The organism is Pseudomonas tructae, from assembly GCF_004214895.1.
GTDB classification, from domain to species: Bacteria; Pseudomonadota; Gammaproteobacteria; order Pseudomonadales; family Pseudomonadaceae; genus Aquipseudomonas; species Aquipseudomonas tructae.
Genome location: NZ_CP035952.1, coordinates 4,216,966 through 4,239,538, shown reverse-complemented (window position 1 = coordinate 4,239,538; position 22,573 = coordinate 4,216,966). Strand labels below are relative to the sequence as shown.

Sequence of the window (22,573 nt, the reverse complement as noted above, 5' to 3'; positions counted from 1 at the left end):
CAGGGCGTGTTCCAGTGATGGACCTCGCCCTTTTTTGTGCAAGAACCCTATGCAAAGCAGCAGCACCCTTTTTCCCGTGGCCTTGCTCAGTGCCGAGCGCCGTGGTGACCTGAGCGAAGACGTGTACCGGATCAAAGCCGGTAACAGCCCGGATCGCACCGTGGAGTTGGCGCTTACCCGCCTGGGCATGGCCGATCAGACCGAGGTGCGGGGCACCCCGGTCGTTTTGCTGCATGGCAGCTTTTCCAACCGGCGTTTCTGGTACTCGCCCCGGGGCATTGGCCTGGGTGCGACCCTGGCGCGCGCAGGTTTCGATGTGTGGATCCCGGAAATGCGCGGCCACGGCCTGTCGCCGCGCAATAATGCCTATCGGCACAATCGCGTGGCCGATTACGCCCGTTACGACTTGCCGGTGATTGCTGCGTTCGTCTGCGAGCAGGCAGGCCAGCCGGCCCACTGGATTGGCCACTCCCTGGGCGGCACGACTCTGGCGGCAGCGCTGGGCGGTCAATACCTGGGGCCTGAGCAGGTGGCCAGCGCAGCGTTTTTCGGTACCCAGGTCAGCCGCACCTACTGGCCACTGAAATTGCCGCCGGTGGAGTGGGGCGGGCGTTTGTTGCTCAAGCGTTTTGCGCAGATCTCCGGCTCACGGCTCAAGCGCGGCCCGGAAGACGAGCCCATTGGCCTGGCGTTGGAAAGCATGCGCTGGTTCGGCCTGTTTGGCCGCTTTGGAGACAAAGACCGTGACTGGTGGGCGGGCCTCAGCGAGGTCCAGGTGCCGGTGCTGGCCGTGGCGGGCGCGGGTGACTACCAGGACCCGGTCTGGGCCTGTCGCAAGCTGTACGAGCAACTGGGCAGCGAGCACAAACAGTTTGTCCGCCTGGGGCGCGAAGAAGGCTTCGACAACTTCGGGCACGTCGACATGCTGGTCAGCAAGTCGGCCCAGGCACAGGTCTGGCCGTTGGTTGAGCGCTGGTTGCGTGACCCTTTGGCCAGTTTGCCGGGCGATGCCGCACAGCAGGTGACCGGATCGGCGCCGACGTGTAGCCTTGAACCTAAAGCCTGACCATCGGGCCTCGTTCATTGATTGATACTGCGACATCCCTTCGTCTTTGCAACTGACAGGAGTTTGCCATGCATTACATCACCCCCGATTTGTGTGACGCCTATCCGGAACTGGTGCAGGTGTTGGAACCGATGTTCAGCAATTTTGGCGGTCGCGACTCCTTCGGGGGCGAGATCGTCACCATCAAGTGCTTCGAGGACAACTCGCGGGTCAAGGAGCAGGTCGAGCTCGATGGCACCGGCAAGGTGCTGGTGGTCGACGGTGGCGGTTCGTTGCGCCATGCCTTGCTGGGCGACATGCTTGCCGAAAAAGCTGCGAAGAATCACTGGCAAGGCCTGGTGATCTACGGTTGCGTGCGTGATGTCGATGTCCTGGCGCAAACCGACGTCGGCGTGCAGGCCCTGGCCAGCCACCCAATGAAATCCGTGCGGCGCGGCGTTGGTGACCTCAACGTGCCAGTGACCTTTGCCGGTGTGACCTTCCGTCCGGGCGAATACATTTACGCCGACAACAACGGTGTGATCGTCTCGCCAAGCCCGTTGAAAATGCCTGAGTAGTGCTCTGAATCTGGTCAGTGGGGTAGGGATGTTCGAGGAAGAAAACGCGCAATGGGGGCTGGTGCACGCCCTGGTGCTGGATGGAAACGGCGGTGCGCGTTCGATCGCCCGAACTGAACTGGACGCCCTTGCACTGCAGCCCCAGGAGAGCCTGTGGCTGCACTGGGACCGCAGTCATCCGCAGACCCGCACCTGGTTGCGCCACGACAGCGGCTTGAACGAGTTCGCCTGCGACCTGCTGCTCGAAGAAAACACTCGCCCACGCCTGCTGCCACTGCCGGATGCGCAGATGCTGCTGTTCTTGCGCGGGGTCAACCTCAATCCGGGCGCCGAACCCGAAGACATGGTCTCGGTGCGCATTTTTGCCGAGGCCCAGCGGGTAATCTCGCTGCGTCTGCGGCCGTTGCGCGCCAGTGACGAGCTGTTGCAGCAACTGTCTGAGGGTCGCGGGCCGAAAACCGCCTCCGAGTTGCTGCTGAGCATGGCGCAGCTGTTGACCGAAAAGGTCCAGGCGCTGATCAGCGACCTGTCGGAAGTGGTTGACGGCGAAGAAGAGAAGCTCGAAGCCGACAAACGGTATGCTCCGGATCAGGGCAGCTTGCAGCAGATCCGCCGGCGTGCGGCCGGATTGCGACGCTTTCTCAACCCGCAGCGGGAAATCTATGCGCAACTGGCGCGCAACAAGTGGAGCTGGTTCGCCGCCGACGACGCCGACTACTGGAACGAGCTCAACAACAGCCTGACCCGCTACCTCGAAGAGCTGGAGTTGACCCGGGAGCGGGCCGCCCTGGTGCTCGAGAGCGAAGACCGGCGGCGCAGCGAGCGGATGAACCGGACCATGTACCGCTTCGGTATCATCACTTGCATCTTCTTGCCCATGAGCTTCGTCACCGGGCTGTTGGGCATCAATGTCGGCGGTATTCCTGGCGCCGACAGCCCGTACGGCTTTCTCTTCGCCAGCTTGCTGGTGCTGGCCCTGGCGATGGGGCAGTGGTGGCTGTTTCGCCGCCTGCGCTGGGTGTGATGATGAAATCTGTGAACATGCAGTCACAATCTGCCTGCTCGGTTCATGTGACCCGTGCTGGGGCGACCTCGTCTTTGACAGATATTGCGCGAGGTGCCTATGCACGATCCGTTTGAAGAATCCCTGCGAGACCTGCTCAAGGCATCGCCGTCCGGCCAGGACCGCGACGACGACGCCTGCCTGGGCCGGGTCCTGAAAACCGCCAACCGCCAGGTTGGCGCGGGTGATCTGTTCAGCCTGCTGGGCCGCTGGAGCCAGGCGCTGATGATTGCCGTGAACAATGGCTCGGCGCATGTCGCGCCGGTGCGCCGTAACGCTACCGCCCGTAAAGCTGATAAGGCCGATTGAATATGGAACTTGATCTCTGGACCCAGAGCCTGGTCACCGCGATGACCGCGTTGTGGACCAAAGTGGCGAACTTCATCCCCAACCTGTTTGGCGCCCTGGTGGTGGTGCTGCTCGGTTTCGTGGTGGCCAAGCTGCTCGATACCCTGCTGTCCAAACTGCTCGCCAAGCTGGGCCTGGATCGCCTGATGGGCGGCACCGGCCTGACCAAGATGCTCAGCCGGGTCGGTATTCAGGTGCCGATCTCGACCCTGATCGGCAAGATCGTCTACTGGTTCGTCCTGTTGATTTTCCTCGTTTCGGCCGCCGAGTCCCTCGGCCTTGAGCGTGTTTCGGCCACCCTCGACATGCTCGCCCTGTACCTGCCCAAGGTGTTTGGTGCCGCACTGGTACTGCTGGCGGGTGTGTTGCTGGCGCAACTGGTCAATGGCCTGGTGCGCGGCGCCGCCGAAGGCATTGGTCTGGAGTACGCCGCTGGCGTTGGGCGCATCGCCCAGGGCCTGGTGATCATCATCAGTATTTCAGTGGCAATCAGCCAGCTCGAGGTCAAGACCGACCTGCTCAACCACGTGATCGTCATCGGTTTGATTACCGTTGGTCTGGCCGTGGCACTGGCCATGGGCCTGGGCAGCCGGGAAATTGCCGGGCAGATTCTGGCTGGGATCTACGTGCGCGAACTGTATCAAGTGGGCCAACAGGTGCGGATTGGCGAGGTCGAAGGGCAGATCGAGGAGATCGGCACGGTCAAGACGACCCTGCTGACCGACGAGGGTGAGTTGGTCTCGCTGTCCAACCGGATTCTGCTCGAGCAGCGAGTCAATAGCCGCTAACCGGGTAAATCCTGCTAATGTATGCCGCCGCAAAAATGCCCCAGGCAGGGGTGTGCGGCGACAATGACCTGACTGTCGGCCAGATCCGTTTTGAATAAAGTTCACTCGCTGCCCATGCGTTACGATCCCCGCGAGCTCACTGATGAGGAGTTGGTGGCGCGTTCGCATGAGGAGCTGTTTCATGTTACTCGCGCGTATGAGGAGCTCATGCGCCGCTACCAAAGGACTCTTTTTAACGTCTGTGCACGTTATTTAGGGAACGATCGGGACGCTGACGATGTCTGTCAGGAGGTGATGCTCAAGGTGCTCTATGGGCTGAAGAACTTCGAGGGTAAATCGAAGTTCAAAACATGGCTCTACAGCATCACCTACAACGAATGCATCACCCAGTACCGCAAGGAGCGGCGCAAGCGTCGACTGATGGATGCCTTGAGTCTTGATCCACTCGAGGAGGCCTCGGAAGAGAAGGCGCCCAAGCCTGAAGAGAAAGGCGGGCTGGATAAATGGCTCGTGCATGTCAATCCGATTGACCGCGAAATTCTGGTGCTACGATTTGTCGCAGAACTGGAATTCCAGGAAATCGCCGATATCATGCACATGGGCCTGAGCGCAACGAAAATGCGTTACAAGCGTGCGCTTGACAAGCTACGTGAGAAATTTGCGGGCCTTGCTGAAACTTAGTGGCACGCAAATATCTCTAACGTACCGGCAAGTTCTGCTAGACTTGCCGTCGAGTTGTCCCCCGGATGTTGGTGGGACTGCTTAACTATCACCAGATGGGGATTTAACGGATGAAATTGAAAAACACCTTGGGCTTGGCCATTGGTACTCTCGTTGCCGCTACTTCGCTCGGCGCTCTGGCACAAGGCCAAGGCGCGGTCGAACTCGAAGGTGGCGTGCAGAAGCGCTACTACGATAGCGAGCGTGATTTCGATAACACTGGTACCAACCCGTACTTTCAGGGTAGCTACTTCCTGACCGACGACGTTGCCTTGGGCCTGCGCTACAACGAAGTGCACAACGCCCGTGGCGACAGCGGCAAGAACATCAGGGGCCAGAACATCGGCCTTGACGCTACCTACCACTTCAACAACCCAGGCGATCTGGTTCGTCCGTACGTTTCCGCTGGTTTCTCCAACGAGAGCATCAGCCAGAACCTGCGTAGCGGTCGTGACCACTCCACCTTCGCCAACCTGGGCGCCGGTGCCAAGGTCTACTTCACCGAAAACTTCTTCGCCCGTGCTGGCGTTGAAGCCAACTACAACATCGATAGCGGCAACACCGAGTGGGGCCCGATGCTGGGTGTCGGCCTGAACTTCGGTGGCGGCAAGAAAGCCGAGCCAGCTCCAGCGCCAGTTGCTGAAGTCTGCTCCGACAGCGACAACGATGGCGTCTGCGACAACGTCGACAAGTGCCCTGACACCCCAGCCAACGTTACCGTTGACGCTGATGGCTGCCCAGCTGTTGCTGAAGTCGTCCGTGTTGAGCTGGACGTCAAGTTCGACTTCGACAAGTCGGTCGTCAAGCCAAACAGCTACGGCGATATCAAGAACCTGGCTGACTTCATGAAGCAGTACCCACAGACCACCACCACTGTTGAAGGTCACACTGACTCCGTCGGTCCTGACGCTTACAACCAGAAACTGTCCGAGCGTCGTGCAAACGCCGTTAAACAGGTTCTGACCAACCAGTACGGTGTTGAGTCGAACCGCGTTGAGTCGGTTGGCTACGGTGAAACCCGTCCGGTTGCTGACAACGCTACCGACGCTGGTCGCGCTGTTAACCGTCGCGTAGAAGCGCAAGTAGAAGCCCAAGCCAAGTAATTGGTCAAAGCCCTACTGAAAAGCCCGGCCTAGGCCGGGCTTTTCTTTGCCTGCGATTCAAGCCGTCAGTTGCAGCCTCGCCGCACTGTTGTCCACTGCAGCCTCGCCGCACTGTTGTCCACTGCGGCCACCTCACCGATCACCAGGATCGCTGGGCTGCGCAGCTTGAAGTGGGCGGCATCCAGGCACATCCGCACCAGGCTGCTGCGTCGCTCGCGCTGCTGAGGCAGCGAGGCGTTCTCGATCATCGCCACTGGCGTGTGTGCCGCCAGGCCACCTGCCAGCAAACCCTGCTGCACTTCTTCCAGTTTGCTGACGCCCATGTACACCACCAGGGTGGTTCCACTTTGGGCCAGCGCCTGCCAGTTCAAGGGGCTGTCATCCTGAGTATGGGCGGTCACCAGGGTCACGCCGCGGCTGATGCCGCGCAAGGTCAGGGAGATGCCGCATTGGGTCGCGCCGGCCAGGCCTGCGGTAATGCCATTGACCAGTTCGGTTTCGATACCATGTGCTTGCAACCAGGCGGCCTCTTCGCCGCCGCGGCCAAAGATGCACGGATCACCGCCCTTGAGCCGGGCCACGCAGCGGCCCTGGCGGGCATGGCGCAGCATCAGGCGGGCAATGAAGGCTTGCGGGGTGGAGCGGCAACCACCGCGTTTACCTACGGCAATTACCCGCGCCTGCGGGCAGTGTTCAAGGATCTGCGGGTTGACCAGGTCGTCGATCAGCACCACCTCGGCTTCGGCCAGGGCGCGCACTGCCTTGAGGGTCAGCAGCTCCGGATCGCCGGGGCCTGCACCAATCAGCCAGACTTTCGCATGCATAGGGTATTCCTCATCGGCAAAGGGGCTGTCAGCCTTTTAGCAGGCAGATCAGCAGGATCAGGTTAAGGAACAAGGACAGCAGCGCCAGGCTGCGCCAGACTTTCAGCGGTTCGCGCTCAAGCAGTGGGCGCGCGCGCAGGCTCAACTGTTGGCGCTCGCCTTGTTCAAGCAGCAACAGCCATTGCTCGGCGGTTTCAAAGCGTTGCCGCGGATCGGTGAGCAGCGCTTGGGCAAGGTTGTGCTCGAGCCAGTCGGGTAGATCGGGGCGATAGCGTGCGGCGCTGACCGCCTGGGTGAAGCGTGGGTGCTGGAAGGCTTCGATTTCGCCATACGGATAATGCCCGGTGAGTAGGTAGAACAGCGTTACCGCAACGCTGTACAGGTCCTGTTGGGGGCTGGGTGGCTCGCCCTCGAATGCCTCCGGGGCGATGAACGATGGCGTGCCCGGCAGCTCATGGGCGCGGTCTTCGCTGAGCCCGGGGCAGAACGCCAGGCCGAAATCCAGCAGCCGCAACTGGCCGTCATCACCCAGGTGCAGGTTGTCGGGCTTGATGTCGCGGTGAAGGATATTGCGCCTGTGCAGCGTGCCGACCGCCTGCAGCAGTTGCTGGGCCAGTGACTGCCATTGCGCCAACGGCAAAGGGCCGCTGTGGGCGAACAGTTGCGCCAGGGTCTGGCCCGGGTATTCGCGCATCAGGTAGTACAGGTGCTGGCGCTGGCTGGCCGGGTGCACTTCGGGGAAGTAGCGTCCGGCCACTCGACGCAGGAACCATTCTTCGAGCAGCAAGCCCTGTTGCGCGCCCGGTTCGTCCTTGCGTTCGGCCGGCAGGGTTTTGAGCAGCCACGGCTGTTGCAGCTGATCGTGCACGCGGTACAGCAAGGACTGGCGGCTGTGGCCCAGCGTTTGCTCGACCCTCCAGCCATCAATGATCTGCCCGCTGCGCAGGGCGATCGGCAACGGCCACTGCTGCAGTTGCGCCAGGGAGTCGCCCAGGGTGCTGGCACCCAATTGCTCGATGCGCACCAGCAGTGCGCTGGCGTTGTCCTGGCTGCCGCTGAGGTGGGCCGAGCTGACCAGGGTCTGAGCGGCATCCTGCAGGTCAATCTGCTCACGCAGCACTGCCCTGATCTGCGCTTCGCTGAGGCTGGCCCAGACGCCGTCGCTGAGCAGCACGAAACACTCGCCGGCCTGCAGCTCGCCCTCCAGGTAGTCGACCTGCAGGTGCTGGTCCAGGCCCAGGGCACGTTTGAGCACGTGCTGCATGCCCGGTTGGTCCCAGACGTGATCTTCGCTGATGCGTTGCAGCTGCCCGGCGGCCCAGCGGTAGATCCGGCAGTCGCCGACATGCGCCAGGGTAAAGCGGCGCCCGCGCAGCACCAGGGCGCTGAGGGTGGTCAGCAGCGGTTGGCCACCGCCATTGGCGCGTAACCAACGGTTCTGCGCCAGCAATAGGCGGTCCAGGGCCTGGGCCACGCCCCAGGTGGCCGGGGTGGCGTAATAGTCCAGGGCCAGCGCCTGCAGGCTGGCACGCGCCGCCAGGCCGCCATCGGCGCACTGGCTGACACCGTCGGCGAGGGCGAAGAGGAAGCCTTTGCTGGCAGCCAGCTCCGGGTTGGGGGTCACCAGGCGCAGGGCGTCCTGGTTTTCCTCCCGGGGGCCGCTGGCGCTGGCCTGGGCAAAGCTCAGTTGCAAGGTCATCGGCTAACCCTCAGACCCGCGCCGCCGTCACTGCCGCCGAGCCCCAGGTGGTGCGCCAGCGCTGCTTGACGCCGTGCAGGCCGAACCAGGCAAGGATGCCCAGGCTGGCGAACAACCACAGCCCCAGCTGATAGTCGCCGCTGTGCTGCTTGATCGCCCCCAGGCCCGCAGCGAGCAGGAAGCCACCGATGCCGCCGGCCATGCCGATCAGCCCGGTCATCACGCCGATTTCCTGGCGAAAGCGCTGCGGCACCAGTTGGAACACGGCGCCGTTGCCGGCGCCCAGGCCAAGCATGGCGCTGACGAACAGGGCCAATGCAGCCACTGAACTTGGCAGGTTGAAGCCCACGGCGGCAATGCACAGGGCCGCGACGCTGTACATCGCCAGCAGCGTGCGGATACCGCCGAAACGGTCGGCCAGGGCGCCGCCCAGCGGGCGCATCAGGCTGCCGGCAAAAACGCAGGCGGCGGTGTAATAGCCGGCCGTCACCGGGTTCAGGCCGTACTGGTCGTTGAAGTAGCCGGGCAGGGCGCTGGCCAGGCCGATAAAACCGCCGAAGGTGACGCTGTAGAAGAACATGAACCACCAACTGTCGCGGTCGCCCAGGGCCTTGAGGTAGTCGGCCACGGCTTTGGGTTTGGGCCGCTGGGGAGCATTGCGCGCCAGCAGGTTGAACAGCACCAAGGTCAGCAGCAGTGGGATCACGGCAAAGCCGAAGACGTTGTTCCAGCCAAAGCCTGCGGCCAGGGCCGGGGCCAGCAGGGCGGCAAACACCGTGCCGGAGTTGCCGGCGCCGGCGATGCCCATGGCCTTGCCCTGGTGCTGCGGTGGGTACCACTGCGAGGCCAGCGGCAGCGAAACGGCAAACGAGGCCCCGGCAACGCCGAGGAACACCCCGAGCAGTAGCGCCTGTTCATAGCTGTGGATGCCCAGGCGCCAGGCGCAGAACAGCGCAACGATGACGATCACCTGGCCGATCAGCCCGGCGGTCTTGGGTGAGAGCCGGTCCACCAGCAGGCCCATGACAAAGCGCAGGATGGCCCCGGCCAGGATTGGGGTGGCCACCATCAACCCGCGCTGCTGGGTGGTCAATTGCAGGTCGGCGGCGATTTGTACCGCCAGCGGGCCGAGCAGGTACCAGACCATGAAACTCAGGTCGAAATACAAAAAGGCGGCGAACAGGGTGGGGACATGCCCGGACTTCCAGAAACTCGTATTCATCGAACACCTCGTTGAACAGGGACGGAAACGAAAAAGACGTCGCCACCCGACCCGCTGGCGCGGATGGGAGTGCGACGTCTTTGTCGTGAAGGGGCAACCGCCGTTGGCTACCGTTGAATACTGTCTAGCAAATGCTGGACCAGATTAATTAGCGCACGATCAGATTTTCATCATGATTGCTGGAGATGGGTAATGCAGGGTGACGGGTCGGCTGCATTGAGCAGCAATTCGGTACCGGTGCAGGGTGAAAAGTATGATAGTCGAACGTTCTATTATTGGTCATGCGGCAAGTAATTCAGGCACTGCAAATACGGGTTCGCTAGAGGGGCTAACGAAAGGGCAGGCGCTACTGACATTGACAGCGCCGGGGAAGGAGAACTGGACTCAGGTCATGAGTTTGTATTTGTTGGGGAGTAGCCCTGAGTGTACCGTGAGTGACTACCTCTGTGGTCAGGGTGTAGATGTTTCTACACTTGATATCAATGAGCAGAGGCAGTTCAAGGATCCCGTCAGGCGCTATTTTGAAACGGCGTTGTCGGCTGAGTACATTCGTCAAGTAACACAGGACGATGGACTGCGAACACAATTTAGTGATCTGGCTCGGACGGTCAGGGAGTACGTGAGTGGTTTGTATATTTCCAAGGAGAATCTTGAAAGTACATTGGAGGATTTGATAGCGGAACGGGATGCCCTGGGTACGGGCAGTCCGGCCTCTGAGGATAAAGTTGAATTTATCTCTGCGCGTATCAAGGCATTACAAGGCGCCGTCGAAAAAATCGATAAGATGCACAGCGATGGGGTTGTCAGCGAGCATCTGCTGTTGCAGTTGGAACAGAAGGAAAAATTAATTGAACTGGCCGCCGGGGGGGAGAACCATGAAGCATTCAATACCAGTCTGAACGAGCATGCCGCGGTTGTTCGACACCTTCAGGCCGGCGGCTACAGGGTAGCGCTGGACCAGCAGGCGACGCTGGACAATGATCAGGTTCAGTCTTTTTTGCGAGAGTTGAGTGACATTGTCTTCTGTGCTGCTCACGCAGTGGACCGTACAGCCTTTCAAGACGTTTACTTCGATTCCGCATTGTTTTCAGCTGAGTTTCGTGGCCGGCAGGAAGTCATTGAAGAGTGGTCGGAATCGCTCTATCCGGGGACGATTAAAAGGACAGCGCCCTATAATGATTTAATGTTTTCCCAGGCCCTGTCAAAGTCGACGGACCGCAGCGTGCCAAATTTGGCAGCGGGCTGGCCGAAAGCGGTTGCCGCTTCGGAGGTTCAATCCTTCGTTAATTCGACCTCCGGTGGCGCATTTTCACAGTTGCGTTTGCTACTGGAAGTGGGAAATTCAGGGATAGAGGAAAATAAGCTATTTGGTGTCTTGGGGGCGGCGCTGGTTTTTTTGGCGGGCGGTCACAATTTGGAGGAAGTGATGGCTGGGTACCGAATTGAAGAGCTGCAGAAGTTTATGCCTGCGGTTGCTGGCGTTACTATGCAATCCGTATTTGGCGATACTGCCCCGGGTAGCCCACTCTCTGTCGCCTTTGAAAAAACCTGGGAGTTGAATGAAGTCGTATGCAACAAATCCCGTGTCAATCACGAGATTGTTTGGCGGGCGCAACAACTACGTGACGCCTCGACACGCGAAGGCTGAGCCTGTCCGGCCGTGAGGCCGGGCATTGTATTCAACCAAGCAAGTCACTCATGGCAATGATCTGTTCAGCCACCTGGATCAGCTTCTGTTGCTTGCTCATGGCCTGCCGGCGCATCAGGGTGTAGGCCTGCTCTTCATTGCAGTCCTTCATTTTCATCAACAGGCCCTTGGCCAGTTCCACCCGCTTGCGCTCTGCCAGTTGCTGGTCGCGGGCCTGCAGTTGGGCCTTGAGCGCCTGGTCGCTTTCAAAACGGGCCATGGCCACGTCAAGAATCGGCTGCAAGCGCCCGGCATGAATGCCTTCGACGATGTAGGCGCTGACACCGGCGCGAATGGCCTGGCGCATCACCCCAGGGTCATGTTCGTCGGTGAACATGACGATGGGGCGAGGCCGGTCGCGGCTGACCAGCACCACTTGCTCCATGACATCGCGGCCCGGTGACTCGGTATCGATCAGCACCACATCCGGATGCACCGTTTCGACGCGCGCCGGCAGGTCAATGGTCAGGCCCGATTCTTCGATGACCTCGAAACCGGCCTGGACCAGCGCGGCTTTGAGCCGCCCGACTTTTTTCGCCGTGTCGTCGATCAACAGGATTCGCAGCATGTTTGCGTCTCCTTTCAGGGGTGCGCGAATGCGGCTGGCGTTTCGGCCAGGGCATGCAAAGGAAAACTGCGGGCATAGCCGCATGGGTCGCTACCGTCCCAGCGGCTGCCATCGATCAGCTGGCTGCTGCGCATATCCGTTGCCGCACAAGCGACGCCCACGGCTGTCGCTGCGTCGCGGTACAGGGCCAGTTGCTGGACCTGGCGGGCGACGGCGAGGTAGTCGGGGTCGTCGCGCAGCAAGCCCCAGCGCCGAAACTGGGTCATGAACCACATGCCATCGGACAGGTAGGGCAGGTTGGCACGGCCGGCATCATGCAGGCGCAAGGCGCAGGGGTCCTGCCACTGGTTGCCCAGGCCATCCTGGTACTGGCCGAGCAGGCGCGGCTCGATATTCGACAGCGGCGCATTCAGGTACGCCGCGGCGCTGAGCAATTGTGCAGTGCTGCGACGGTTTTCGGTGCTCTGTTCGATGAACCGGCTGGCGGCCAGCACGGCCATCACCAGTGCCCGCGCCGTGTTCGGATACTGCTCGGCAAAGGCCCGAGTGCAGCCCAGAACCTTCTCCGGATGATCCGGCCATATCGACTGGCTGGTGGCCAGGGTAAAGCCCTGCCTTTGCTCCAGGGCGCTCGCGGACCAGGGTTCACCGACGCAGAAACCGTCGATGCGCCCGGCCCGCAGGTGCGCGAGCATCTGTACCGGTGGCACCACCACGCTGTCGACGTCGTGCAGTGGATGAATGCCCTGGCTGGCCAGCCAGTAGTACAGCCACATGGCATGGGTGCCGCTGGGGAAGGTCTGGGCAAAGGTGAGTTTTGTCCTGCTTTGGTGCACAAAGCGCTGCAGTGCCTCGGGACTGGTCACACCCTGGTGTTGCAGCGCAGCGGACAGGTTGATGGCTTGGCCATTCTGGTTCAGCCCCATAAGCACTGCCATGTCCGTGGCGCTGCTGCCGCCGATACCCAATTGCAGCGCATAGATCAGGCCGTAGAGGCTGTGGGCGGCATCCAGTTCGCCGTTGAGCAGTTTGTCGCGCAGGCCCGCCCAGGAGCTCTGGCGCCTGAGGTTGAGGCTCAATCCGTAGGCTTGGGCAAAGCCCTGGGTGGCGGCGACCACCAGCGGTGCGCAGTCGGTGAGTGCCATGAAACCCAGCTCCAGTAGCGGTTTTTCCGGTGCGTCGCTGCCATGCACCCAGGCCAGCGGATTGGTGCTCGGCATCTGTGATGTTCTCCTGTGTCGATACAGCGCTGTGGAGCAAGGCCTGTGCCAAGCTTCATCAGCTTTCCATCAGGATTGCCGCGCAGGGCTCGGGCAAGCTGGCCCTCTTTATCGATTATTGCCTTATCGATTATTGCCCGAGGAACCCCGGTGTCCGAGCTGCTGCCAAACCTTGCACTGTCCGAACACCTGACCGAGGGGGTCTGGCATGTGGCTAACGGCAGTCGTCCGTTACGCTGGTCTGCGCAGGGCCGGCGGCAGTGTTTGCCGGCCGGTTGGCAAGGGTTGCTGGTGGTCAACGGTGGTTGGCAGTGGGAGGGGGAGCCCACCGATTTTTGTGCTATCGGTTGTCAGGCCCTGGTCAAGTTGCAGGTGTTCATCGATGAAGGGGAGGGCGTGCCGGGGCTTACCGGTACGCCAGGCGTGCCAGCCTGCCTGCCCTTGGGCACGGCCGTTGCTCGCTGTGCTCAGGCGCTTGAGCGCTGGTATGTCCAGCAGGCATTCCACGCCAGCGCCGACTATGAATGCTTTGCCCGGGCCTTGCGCAGCGGCGAGGAGTACTGGCTGGTGCGCTACCTGCTCGAACAGGGTCGCGGCCAGGACAGCCTGCAGGCCCTGGCGCAGCGCTATGGGGTGTCGGTGTCGCATTTTCGCAGGCTTTGTCGTCAGGCGCTGGGCGGTGCCACCAAGCCAGCCCTGCGCAGTTGGCGCGTGGCACGGGCCTTGTTGGAGATCATCGACGAAGGACGTTCACTCACCGAAGTGGCGCAGAACCAGGGGTACTGCTCGTCCTCGCATTTTTCCCGGGATGTTCGTGAGCTGCTGGGCGTTCCACCCAGCCGCCTCGGCGATATTGTCGGAGCCTTGCGCTGATGATCCGCTTCGATGCTCGTGGCCTGATCTGGTGCTGCACCCTGTTGTTGTGCCTGTTGCACAGTGCAACGACTCAGGCCGATAACTACCGTGCCCGGGAAGAAAGCCTGCGCAGTTTCTTCGTGGCGCTATCGGAGCCCTTGGGCAAGCCGATCATCGTCAGCAAGGCGGCCGCTGGCAAACGCATTTCCGGCGATTTTGCCATGACCTCGGCGCAGCAGGTGTTCGACCGGGTCGTGCGGCAAATGGGCCTGATCTGGTACAGCGACGGCCAGGCAATCTATCTCTACGACAGCGCTGAATTAAAGAGCGCCATGGTCTCGTTGCACAACACCAGCGTCGATACCTTGCGTGCCTTTCTGCGTCGCTCGGGCCTGCTCGATCCGCGCTACCCGCTGCGTGGCGATGGCCGGCGCACCTTCTATGTGTCCGGGCCGCCCATCTATGTCGACCTGGTCCAGCGTTCGGCGGCCATGGTCGACCAGGAGCCTTCGCAGATCCTGTTGGGGCGTCAGCAGGTTGGGGTCATTCACCTGCTCAATACCTTTGTCGGCGACCGGCGTTATGAGTTGCGCGAGCAAACGGTCAATATTGCCGGGATCGCCAGCGTTATCGAGTCGCTGTTGCAGGGCGAAAAAGCCCGTGTCGATCTACGCGACTCCCCGAGCCCGGAGCAGCCCAACCCTTCACTCATGCTCTCGGCGCTGGACGACAACCTGATCGAACAAGCGTGGGAGGGCCAACGTTTGGCGCCGGAACAAATGGCTGCGGCGAACATCCGTGTGGTGGCCTATCCGGACACCAACAGCCTGCTGGTCAAGGGGCTTCCGGAACAGGTGCGCTTCATCGAAAACCTGGTCGAGGCCCTGGATACGCCCAAGCGCCATGTCGAGTTGTCACTGTGGATCATCGACTTGCAGAAGGAGGCGCTGGAGCAGTTGGGTGTGGATTGGCAGGGCCAGGTCAACATCGGCTCGCAGTTTGCAATTTCGCTCAACGGTGGCTCGTCCACCACCCTTGACGGTGTGTCCTTTATCGCCCGGGTATCGGCCCTGGCTCGCAGCGATCTGGCCAATGTGGTGGCGCGCCCGGTGATCCTGACCCAGGAGAACGTTCCGGCGATCTTCGACAACAACCGTACCTTTTATGCTCCGCTGCTGGGGGAGCGCAGTGTCGACCTGCAGCATGTCACCTATGGCACCCTGGTCAGTGTGCTGCCACGCTTTGCCCGTGGCGACGAAATCGAGATGTCGCTGAACATCGAGGACGGCAACGAGGTGGAGTCACGCAGTGCCGAGCAGGCCACGGTGCTGCCCACGGTCGGGCGCACCCGGATCAGTACTGTGGCCCGGGTGCCGCAGGGCAAAAGCCTGCTGGTTGGCGGGTTCAGCCGCGACGAGAGCGCCGAGCAGGTCAGCCGAGTGCCGGTGCTCGGCGCGTTGCCGTGGATCGGCCGGGCGTTCAGTTATCGCCAGCAACGGTCGGCCAACACGGTACGGGTGTTCCTGATTCAGCCGCGGGAAATCGGCGATGCACTGGCCTTCGACCCCCAGAGCCTGAAGCAGGAGCTGTTCGAAGCGGATCAGCACGAGCGTCTGCGCAAGGCGTTCATGCGCGCGGTGAGCTTGTGATTCCCGTACTGACCGGCTTGAGCGGGCGCGCGGCGCAGGCACGGCTGAGCCGCGAGCAGGCGGCGCAGAGCCAGGCGCAAACCCTCGACAACCAGGACGACGTCCAGGACCCGCTCGCCGATCACCTGCAGCGCGCGGTACAGAGCAGCGATGACCTGGCGCAGGTCATGGCGCAGTTTCGCCGGCGTCAGTTCGAGCTCAAAAGCGAATCGGCCAGTGAGTTGTTCGAACGGGTGCTGGACGATGATGCACCGCCCAAGGCACGTCAGCTGCTGGCCCTGGCTGCGGATCGGCAATTGCCTTGGGCGTTGCTGCTGCAAGAGGCGAGCGGGTTATTTGCCGATGACAGTGACTTGGCATTGATCCTCAGCCTGCTGTTGCGCCAAGCCGATCTGGCCGCTGACACGCGCAAGCGGCTGCAGCAATTGGAGCAGTCACTGGCTGAACGCGGTTGCCCGCGACGGATCCAGGCCGGTATCAATGCTGCGCTCAAGGCCCGCTTGTATGGCCGACGCATGGCAGTGCGGGCGGCGGCGCTGCGGGAAAACTACCGCGACTTTCTTGAGTCCGAAGACAGCGCGGCCGACCACTACGAGCAATGGATCGGCTTGTATGGACCAGAACACCGGCACAGCGTCCTGAGCTTTCTCGAAGAAAGCCTGTTGACCGATATCCAGGGGCAGGACCCCAGTTGCAGCCTGCATGAATATGGACCGGTACTGATATTGCTCGGGCAACTCAAGCAATTGCGTTCTGCCGACCGGCTGTTCCTGGCAGCGTTGCGCGACTCTCTGCAGCTCAGCGAACTCGATGGCCTGGTCTTGCTCCTGGGTGTGTTGCGTAGCCCGCATGCACTGGATGAACTGCTGCAGGAGGTGCTTGGCCCGCTGATGTTGACGGCCGATGCACAGGCTCGCGCCCGATGGTTGCAGCGCCTGCGCCAGGCTTGCCTGGCCTTGCCCGGGCCACTGTTCAATGAAGATCACGCGTTGTTGTACCTGGCCGAGCGTTTCGAGCAACTGGCTGACAGCAGCCTGTTTGCCGAGGTCTGCCAGCTGCGCCGGCAGCATGGCCTGCACTGGGCCGTGCGAGGATGATCCTGGTGAACCTCTGGCTGGCGCGCCTGGCGGCGCGCCCGGAGCTGTTGATCCTGGCGCTGATGGTGATGATCATCGCCATGTTGATCATTCCCCTGCCGACCCTGCTGGTGGATTTTCTGATCGGCGTGAACATCGTCCTGTCGTTGCTGATCTTCATGGGCTCGTTCTACATCGAGCGGATCCTCAGCTATTCGACCTTCCCGGCCTTGCTGTTACTGACAACATTGTTTCGCCTGGCCTTGTCGATCAGCACCAGCCGCCTGATCCTGACCCAGGCCGATGCCGGCGAGATCATTGCCTCCTTCGGCGAGTTCGTCATCGGCGAAAACCTGGTGGTGGGCTTCGTGATCTTCTCGATCGTTACCATTGTCCAGTTCATCGTCATCACCAAGGGTTCCGAGCGCGTCGCCGAGGTTGCCGCGCGATTCTCCCTCGATGGCATGCCAGGCAAACAGATGAGCATCGATGGCGACCTCAAGGCCGGCGCCATCGATGCCGTTCAGGCCCGGGCCAAACGCAGCGAGCTTGAGCGCGAAAGCCAGCTGTACGGCTCCTTCGATGGCGCGATGAAGTTCATCAAGGGCGATGCCATCGCCGGCATCGTGATCATCTTCGTCAACTTCATCGGCGGCATGGCCATCGGTGTCGGGCAACTGGGCATGGACCTGTCCACTGCGCTGACGACTTACACCTTGCTGACCATCGGCGATGGCCTGGTGGCCCAGATACCGGCGCTGCTGATCGCCATTGGCGCCGGCTTCATCGTCACCCGGGTCAATGGTGATGATCAGAACCTGGGCCGCAACATGCTCAGCCAGGTCTCGGGTAATCCCTTTGTCCTGGGCGTCAGTGCCGTGCTGGCCCTGGGCGTGGGCTTGCTGCCAGGTTTCCCGTTGGCGGTGTTCGTGTTCATTGCATGCACCCTCGTTGCGCTGCTCTGGCGGCGCCACCGCCGGGCACAGGCCGGGCAGTCAACCGCCGCGGGCGAGGGCGGCGGCCTGACGCCTGGCGCAGCCCATGGCGGCGCGCAAGCGCCGTTGGATATCGACAGGCTCAATACCGAAACCCTGGCGTTGCTCTTGCTGGTGCCGCCGCCACGCTTGGAGGAATTGCAGCAGGCGCGTTTTGCCGAGCACCTGCGCAGCCAGTTTTTTCTCGATTACGGCCTGCGCATCGCCCAACCGCACCTGCGGGCAGCGCCGACCTTGCCGGAGCATCAGGTGACCATCCTCATCAATGAAGTGCGCGCCGATCAGTTCGACCTGTTTTTCGACCATCACCGCTTGCTTGATTTTGGCGAACAGTTGCAGGACTCGGGGTTCGAGATCAAGCGTGGACAGGACAGCAACAAGGTCCAGAGCCTGTGGGTTGCGCACAGCCACAGCGAAGCCGTTGCCGCGTTGGGGTACCCGCTGCGCGATGCACAGCACGAGCTGTATCACAGCCTGGCGGTAGTACTGGCGCGCAATATCCAGGAGTTTTTCGGGGTGCAGGAAACCAAAAGCCTGCTCGATGAGCTGGAGCGCCAGTACCCCGACCTGCTCAAGGAAGTCTATCGCTATGTCACCGTGCAGAAAATCAGCGAAGTGCTGCAGCGCCTGATCAGCGAGCGGATCTCGGTGCGCAACATGAAGCTGGTGATGGAAACCCTGGCGCACTGGGCTTCGCGCGAGAAGGACACGCTGGCCCTGGTCGAGCATGTGCGCGCCGCGCAGGCCCGCTACATCAGCAACAAGTTTGCCCGCCAGGATGTGCTCAATGTGCTGTTGCTTGGTGCCGAGTTTGAGGAGGTGGTGCGTTCAGCGGTGCGCCAGACCTCCGCCGGTAACTTCGTCAACCTCGAACCCGCCCAGGTCGAGGACTTGCTCGACCGTGTCGGCGCCGGCCTCGTCGATCTGTACATCCCGCACAAGGACCTGGTGGTGCTGTGTTCGGTGGATGTGCGGCGCTACATCAAGAAGTTGATCGACAGCCGTTTCCGCGAACTGGACGTGATGTCGTTCGCGGAAGTTGCAGAAAACATTTCGGTCAACGTGATCAAGACACTCTAGGGACTGGCGGGCGCATGAAGCTTGAACAATTGACCCGTCAGGGCGCGCACCCGCAGCGATGCGTGGGGCCATTGCTGGAGGTGGCCCTGCCGGCAGTGGCGATCGGCGAGCTGTGCGAGGTCTATGCGCATTGGGGCGATGCACTGCCACGGGCCTGGGCCCAGGTCATCGGCTTCAATGCCGACGTGGCCTTGTTGAGCCTGCTGGGTGAGCCCCAGGGGTTGTCCCGGCAATCGCTGGTGATGGCAACCGGAGCACCCTTGCAGTTGCACTGTGGTGACGATCTGCTGGGGACGGTGCTGGATGCGCGGGGGCAGGTGGTCGAACGCCTGGCGCCGGCGGCGAATCAGCCGGTCTATCGCTACGGCCTGGACAACCCGCCGCCGCACTACAGCCAGCGGCGCGCGGTAAGCCTGCGGCTGGATACGGCAATTCGCGTCATCGACTGCCTGCTGACCTGTGGCGTCGGCCAACGCGTGGGCATTTTTGCCGCCGCCGGCACCGGCAAGACATCGCTGCTCGACAGCCTCGTGGAGCACACCGATGCCGAGGTCTTCGTCATCGGCCTGATCGGCGAACGTGGCCGGGAAGTGGCTGAGTTCATCCAGCGTTTGCGCAGCTCGCCACGCTGTGCACGCAGCGTGGTGGTCCAGGCCAGTTCCGACTGTGCGGCGGTCGATCGCTGCAATGCCGCGCTGGTTGCCACCAGCGTTGCCGAGTATTTCCGGGATCGCGGGCAGCGCGTGGTGTTGTTGATCGACTCCTTGAGCCGCTACGCCCGGGCACGCCGCGACCTGGCCCTGGCCGCAGGGGAGGCGCCCGCGCGGCGCGGCTATCCGGCTTCGGTGTTCGAAGCCTTGCCGCGCCTGTTGGAGCGCCCCGGGGTGACGGCCACGGGAAGCATTACCGCGTTCTATACGGTGCTGCTGGAAAGTGATGACGAGCCGGACCCGTTGGCCGAGGAAATCCGTTCGATTCTCGATGGGCACATCTACTTGAGTCGTGAGCTGGCGGGCAAAGGTCATTTCCCCGCCATTGACGTGCTGCGCAGTACCAGCCGGGTTGCCCAGCAGGTGTGCGATGCCGCGAGCCTGGCCTTGGCCAGCCAGGCCCGGGAGCGGCTGGCCCGGCTCGAGGGCATGCGCCTGTTACTGGAACTGGGTGAGTACCGTGCCGGCAGCGATCCGCTCAACGACCAGGCGCTGCACAGCCGTGATGCCTTGCAGGCGTGGTTGCGTCAGCCCGCCGATTTGGCGGTAGACGCTGCACTTGCCAAGCAAAGCCTGCATGCGCTGCTCAGCTGACTGGCAGGCCTGGCTGCGGCTCGCCGAAACCCGCGTGCAGGCCCTGCAGCAAGGCCTGTCGGGTACGACCCGGCAACTACAGGCCCTGCACGATCAAGGCAGCGGTCTGCTTGAGCAGCTTGAAGTGCTGCGGCAACTGCGCATCGAAGAGGAGGGTCAACACCTCAGTTATGCACAGTTGCGCGACCTGCTCCGGCGTCAGGCTCTGCTGCGGCGCCAAGCCCAGGTCATGACCCTGGAGCTTGCGCAGATCAGTCAGCAGCAAGAGCAACTGCAGCGCACCCAGGCAGAACAACAACTGCAACTGCGTACGGCTCAGCGCCGGCATGACAAGTATCGCCACCATTTGCGGCAGTTGCAGCGTCAGCGGCAACTGCAGGAACAACGTCGCGAAGACAACGAACTGGAAGAACAAGGCGCCAGGAGCTTGCTATGGAACGATTGATCAATACCGACTACCGGCGGCCGCTGGATGTTTTGGACTACGACGAAGCGTGTCTGGACGAATGTGTTGCGCAGGTCGAGCCGCTGCAACTGACTGAGGGATTACTGCAGTCTTTGTCGGTGTTGATGGTGCAAGCGCCATTGAGTCTGACGCCGGGGCAGCAGACAGACGTAAAAAGCCAATCGGGTGCACGGCCCAACGCAGAAGGTCGACTGCCCCATAGACAGTCGGGCACCCTCGATGCTGTGGTGCAACCGGCGCTAGCGATGGGCCAGCCCGTGCTGGCCGCGCGCGCTGAGGCGCCGAATGCAGTGCCTGAGTTACCTGTTGAGCATGTCAGCGCGCCAATGGCTGTACTGGTCGGCACTCGGGGGGAGCCCGGGCTGAACCTGCAGGCTCCATTGGTTGCGCCGTTGCCGGCAGCACTTCCAGTCTCAGTGCCAGTCTCAACCCCTGTTCCAGTGGCACTGCCACCGCCAATGCCGGCACCGATGACCTTGGCGCCGGCAAGCAAGCCGGGTGAGGGGCTGCAAGTGCCCTTCAACAATGGCCGGGTCAGTGGAATGTTGCAGGTCACCCTCGCCGAAGGCCACCAGGGCCTGCTGGTTACCCCGGGTCATCCCGCCTTGTTGGAGCCGTTGCGCGAGTCCTTCGCCCGCCTGGATCATCAGGCCTGGCGCTTGGCCGAGGAGGGCGGCGAACACCCGCAGGGTGAGTCGCAGGCGCACCCTGACGAAGACGATGACGACGTGGAATCCTGTCGTTGAAGCACTTCGCCTTGCGCCACCTTCATGGCCAATCCAGCGTGCAGCGTCGGCTTTTGCGCCATCAGCCGCAGCTGCAGCTTGAAGCCCCACCCCAGGATCGCGCCTGCCTGCAGTTCAGCGCCGAGTCGGCGCAGGGTCAGTGGTCTGGCCTGGTCGTTGCCAGCGACTGGCTTGCCTTGTGTATCCCCCAGCTACCCGGACTGTTGTCACGCCCCTGCAGTGATCAGCACGTAGTGCAACTGTTCAAGGCATTGGCTCAACCGCTGCCGCCACCGTTGCCGGCGTTGGCTTACGAGCGACTGGACGACATTCGTTTGATACCGGGCAGTGACTGCGCGTCCTGGCCATTGCTGATGAGCGAAACGGCCGTGGGCCGACTCTGGCTAAGCGAAGTCCCGGCCGCACTACTGCCGCCTGATCCGCTCAGCGCGCAAGCGGCAGCACTGCCGGCCGGTCTTGAGCTGTTGCTTGGGCTCAGCCAGTGGCAACCGGCCGCTGAGCCGCAGGCAGGGGATCTGCTGCGCATCCTCGACTTTACCCCGCACTGGCGCTTGCATGGCCGCTTTGGCGGCCCCTTTGGTTTTGTTGAACAAGGTATCCAGATGACCACCATTGTAACTTGCGACCCTGAAGAAACGGGGCAAAGCCCGTTGTTGGCGACGCTGCCAGTAACGCTTGAGTTCTCCCTGCCGGCCGTTGACCTGAGTTTTGCCGAACTGGCCCGTTGCCTTGAGGCAGGCCTGCTCAACCTTGATCCACAAGCACTGCAACAGGTTCAGGTGCGGGCCAACGGGCAGTGGCTGGGGTGCGGTGAGCTGGTGTATGTGGGCGATCAGGTAGCGCTGGAACTGCAGCAGGTGCGCGGCGGGGGCAAGGATGAATGATGTTTCGCTGATTGCCCTGCTGGCCGTCGCTTCGTTGTTGCCCTTCGTGGTCGCGGCCGGCACCTGCTACCTGAAGTTTTCCATCGTCTTTGTCATCGTGCGCAACGCCCTGGGCTTGCAGCAGGTGCCCTCGAACATGAGCCTCAATGCTATCGCGTTGATGCTGGCGATCTTTGTCATGACCCCGGTGGTTGAGCAGGGCTACAGCTACTACAAGGACAACCGGGTTGCTTTTACCGATATCGAGGCGGTGGTCGATTTTGCCGAGAACGGTCTGGGCAGCTACAAGGCCTATCTGCGCCAGTACACCGACCCCGAGCTTGCGCAGTTTTTCGAACGGGCCCAGCACAGTGGCCGCCAGCACGCTGAAGATTGGCATGACGAGCCGCTCGAGCCCTCCTTGTTCGCCCTGTTGCCGGCCTATGCACTGAGCGAAATCAAGAGTGCATTCAAGATCGGTTTCTACTTGTATCTGCCGTTTGTCATCGTCGACCTGGTGATCTCCAGCCTGTTGCTGGCCCTGGGTATGATGATGATGAGTCCGGTGATTATTTCGGTGCCGATCAAGCTGGTGCTGTTTGTCGCCCTCGATGGCTGGGCCCTGTTGTCCACCGGGCTGGTCGAGCAGTACCTGGCTGTGCGCGGATAGCGGC

At 61.9% G+C, this 22,573-nt stretch carries 22 protein-coding genes; 17 read left to right on the top strand and 5 right to left on the bottom strand.

Annotated features, from left to right (window positions below; genetic code table 11):
- The first annotated feature begins 49 nt into the window (after nucleotides 1–49).
- From EXN22_RS19345 to EXN22_RS19315, 7 genes are all read left to right on the top strand, one after another.
- Nucleotides 50–1,066 (top strand): alpha/beta fold hydrolase, encoded by a 1,017-nt coding sequence (locus tag EXN22_RS19345; RefSeq protein ID WP_130265582.1) that lies wholly within the window; start codon nucleotides 50–52, stop codon nucleotides 1,064–1,066.
- A 68-nt stretch (nucleotides 1,067–1,134) separates the two neighbouring features.
- Nucleotides 1,135–1,623: a ribonuclease E activity regulator RraA gene (gene rraA / locus EXN22_RS19340; protein WP_130265581.1), complete on the top strand. Its 489-nt coding sequence runs from the start codon at nucleotides 1,135–1,137 to the stop codon at nucleotides 1,621–1,623.
- 28 nt (nucleotides 1,624–1,651) lie between these two features.
- Nucleotides 1,652–2,647 carry a zinc transporter ZntB gene (locus EXN22_RS19335; RefSeq protein ID WP_130265580.1) on the top strand — a complete coding sequence of 332 codons (996 nt, stop codon included), beginning with the start codon at nucleotides 1,652–1,654 and terminating at the stop codon, nucleotides 2,645–2,647.
- Nucleotides 2,648–2,740: 93 nt separating this feature from the next.
- A complete protein-coding gene (locus EXN22_RS19330) occupies nucleotides 2,741–2,995 on the top strand; it encodes a CrfX protein (protein ID WP_371128640.1) in 255 nt (84 codons plus the stop codon).
- Nucleotides 2,996–2,997: 2 nt separating this feature from the next.
- A complete protein-coding gene (locus EXN22_RS19325) occupies nucleotides 2,998–3,822 on the top strand; it encodes a mechanosensitive ion channel family protein (RefSeq protein WP_130265579.1) in 825 nt (274 codons plus the stop codon).
- 114 nt (nucleotides 3,823–3,936) lie between these two features.
- Nucleotides 3,937–4,503 (top strand): RNA polymerase sigma factor SigX, encoded by a 567-nt coding sequence (gene sigX, locus EXN22_RS19320; protein ID WP_036990388.1) that lies wholly within the window; start codon nucleotides 3,937–3,939, stop codon nucleotides 4,501–4,503.
- A gap of 110 nt (nucleotides 4,504–4,613) precedes the next feature.
- Nucleotides 4,614–5,645, top strand: a complete 1,032-nt coding sequence (locus EXN22_RS19315) for an OmpA family protein (RefSeq protein WP_130265578.1) — start codon at nucleotides 4,614–4,616, stop codon at nucleotides 5,643–5,645.
- A gap of 65 nt (nucleotides 5,646–5,710) precedes the next feature.
- Here EXN22_RS19315 and cobA read toward each other — a convergent pair whose 3' ends face one another.
- Genes cobA through EXN22_RS19300 form a run of 3 tightly spaced genes read right to left on the bottom strand, consistent with a single transcriptional unit; the run spans nucleotide 5,711 to nucleotide 9,390 of the window.
- Entirely contained in the window at nucleotides 5,711–6,469 is a 759-nt protein-coding gene (cobA, locus tag EXN22_RS19310; protein ID WP_130265577.1) for a uroporphyrinogen-III C-methyltransferase, read from the bottom strand.
- Between the two features lie 28 nt (nucleotides 6,470–6,497).
- Nucleotides 6,498–8,168 (bottom strand): bifunctional protein-serine/threonine kinase/phosphatase, encoded by a 1,671-nt coding sequence (locus EXN22_RS19305; RefSeq protein ID WP_130265576.1) that lies wholly within the window; start codon nucleotides 8,166–8,168, stop codon nucleotides 6,498–6,500.
- A gap of 10 nt (nucleotides 8,169–8,178) precedes the next feature.
- Nucleotides 8,179–9,390, bottom strand: a complete 1,212-nt coding sequence (locus tag EXN22_RS19300; RefSeq protein ID WP_130265575.1) for a nitrate/nitrite transporter — start codon at nucleotides 9,388–9,390, stop codon at nucleotides 8,179–8,181.
- A gap of 430 nt (nucleotides 9,391–9,820) precedes the next feature.
- Here EXN22_RS19300 and EXN22_RS19295 point away from each other — a divergent pair, with 430 nt between their 5' ends.
- Nucleotides 9,821–11,038, top strand: coding sequence for a hypothetical protein (locus EXN22_RS19295; protein ID WP_130265574.1), 1,218 nt, complete (start codon nucleotides 9,821–9,823; stop codon nucleotides 11,036–11,038).
- 31 nt (nucleotides 11,039–11,069) lie between these two features.
- Here EXN22_RS19295 and EXN22_RS19290 read toward each other — a convergent pair whose 3' ends face one another.
- Nucleotides 11,070–11,645, bottom strand: a complete 576-nt coding sequence (locus EXN22_RS19290; protein ID WP_130265573.1) for an ANTAR domain-containing response regulator — start codon at nucleotides 11,643–11,645, stop codon at nucleotides 11,070–11,072.
- A gap of 14 nt (nucleotides 11,646–11,659) precedes the next feature.
- Nucleotides 11,660–12,865: a CmpA/NrtA family ABC transporter substrate-binding protein gene (locus tag EXN22_RS19285; protein WP_130265572.1), complete on the bottom strand. Its 1,206-nt coding sequence runs from the start codon at nucleotides 12,863–12,865 to the stop codon at nucleotides 11,660–11,662.
- 150 nt (nucleotides 12,866–13,015) lie between these two features.
- Here EXN22_RS19285 and EXN22_RS19280 point away from each other — a divergent pair, with 150 nt between their 5' ends.
- From EXN22_RS19280 to EXN22_RS19240, 9 genes are read left to right on the top strand one after another with little or no spacing between them, the layout of a single operon-like run.
- A complete protein-coding gene (locus EXN22_RS19280; RefSeq protein WP_233281654.1) occupies nucleotides 13,016–13,738 on the top strand; it encodes a helix-turn-helix domain-containing protein in 723 nt (240 codons plus the stop codon).
- Nucleotides 13,738–15,369, top strand: a complete 1,632-nt coding sequence (sctC, locus tag EXN22_RS19275; RefSeq protein WP_130265571.1) for a type III secretion system outer membrane ring subunit SctC — start codon at nucleotides 13,738–13,740, stop codon at nucleotides 15,367–15,369. The genes EXN22_RS19280 and sctC overlap by 1 nt, the downstream gene beginning before the upstream one ends.
- Nucleotides 15,366–16,466, top strand: coding sequence for a type III secretion system gatekeeper subunit SctW (gene sctW, locus EXN22_RS19270; protein WP_130265570.1), 1,101 nt, complete (start codon nucleotides 15,366–15,368; stop codon nucleotides 16,464–16,466). The genes sctC and sctW overlap by 4 nt, the downstream gene beginning before the upstream one ends.
- Complete coding sequence (locus EXN22_RS19265; RefSeq protein ID WP_130265569.1) at nucleotides 16,463–18,520, top strand: EscV/YscV/HrcV family type III secretion system export apparatus protein; 2,058 nt, start codon at nucleotides 16,463–16,465, stop codon at nucleotides 18,518–18,520. The genes sctW and EXN22_RS19265 overlap by 4 nt, the downstream gene beginning before the upstream one ends.
- A 14-nt stretch (nucleotides 18,521–18,534) precedes the next feature.
- On the top strand, nucleotides 18,535–19,824 hold the full coding sequence (gene sctN, locus EXN22_RS19260) for a type III secretion system ATPase SctN (protein WP_130265568.1): 1,290 nt from the start codon (nucleotides 18,535–18,537) through the stop codon (nucleotides 19,822–19,824).
- Complete coding sequence (locus tag EXN22_RS19255; protein WP_130265567.1) at nucleotides 19,808–20,269, top strand: hypothetical protein; 462 nt, start codon at nucleotides 19,808–19,810, stop codon at nucleotides 20,267–20,269. The genes sctN and EXN22_RS19255 overlap by 17 nt, the downstream gene beginning before the upstream one ends.
- Nucleotides 20,257–21,036: a hypothetical protein gene (locus tag EXN22_RS19250; protein WP_130265566.1), complete on the top strand. Its 780-nt coding sequence runs from the start codon at nucleotides 20,257–20,259 to the stop codon at nucleotides 21,034–21,036. The genes EXN22_RS19255 and EXN22_RS19250 overlap by 13 nt, the downstream gene beginning before the upstream one ends.
- Nucleotides 21,033–21,920: a FliM/FliN family flagellar motor switch protein gene (locus tag EXN22_RS19245; RefSeq protein ID WP_130265565.1), complete on the top strand. Its 888-nt coding sequence runs from the start codon at nucleotides 21,033–21,035 to the stop codon at nucleotides 21,918–21,920. Before EXN22_RS19250 ends, EXN22_RS19245 begins: the two co-directional genes overlap by 4 nt.
- Complete coding sequence (locus EXN22_RS19240; protein ID WP_130265564.1) at nucleotides 21,913–22,569, top strand: EscR/YscR/HrcR family type III secretion system export apparatus protein; 657 nt, start codon at nucleotides 21,913–21,915, stop codon at nucleotides 22,567–22,569. Before EXN22_RS19245 ends, EXN22_RS19240 begins: the two co-directional genes overlap by 8 nt.
- Nucleotides 22,570–22,573 lie beyond the last annotated feature (4 nt).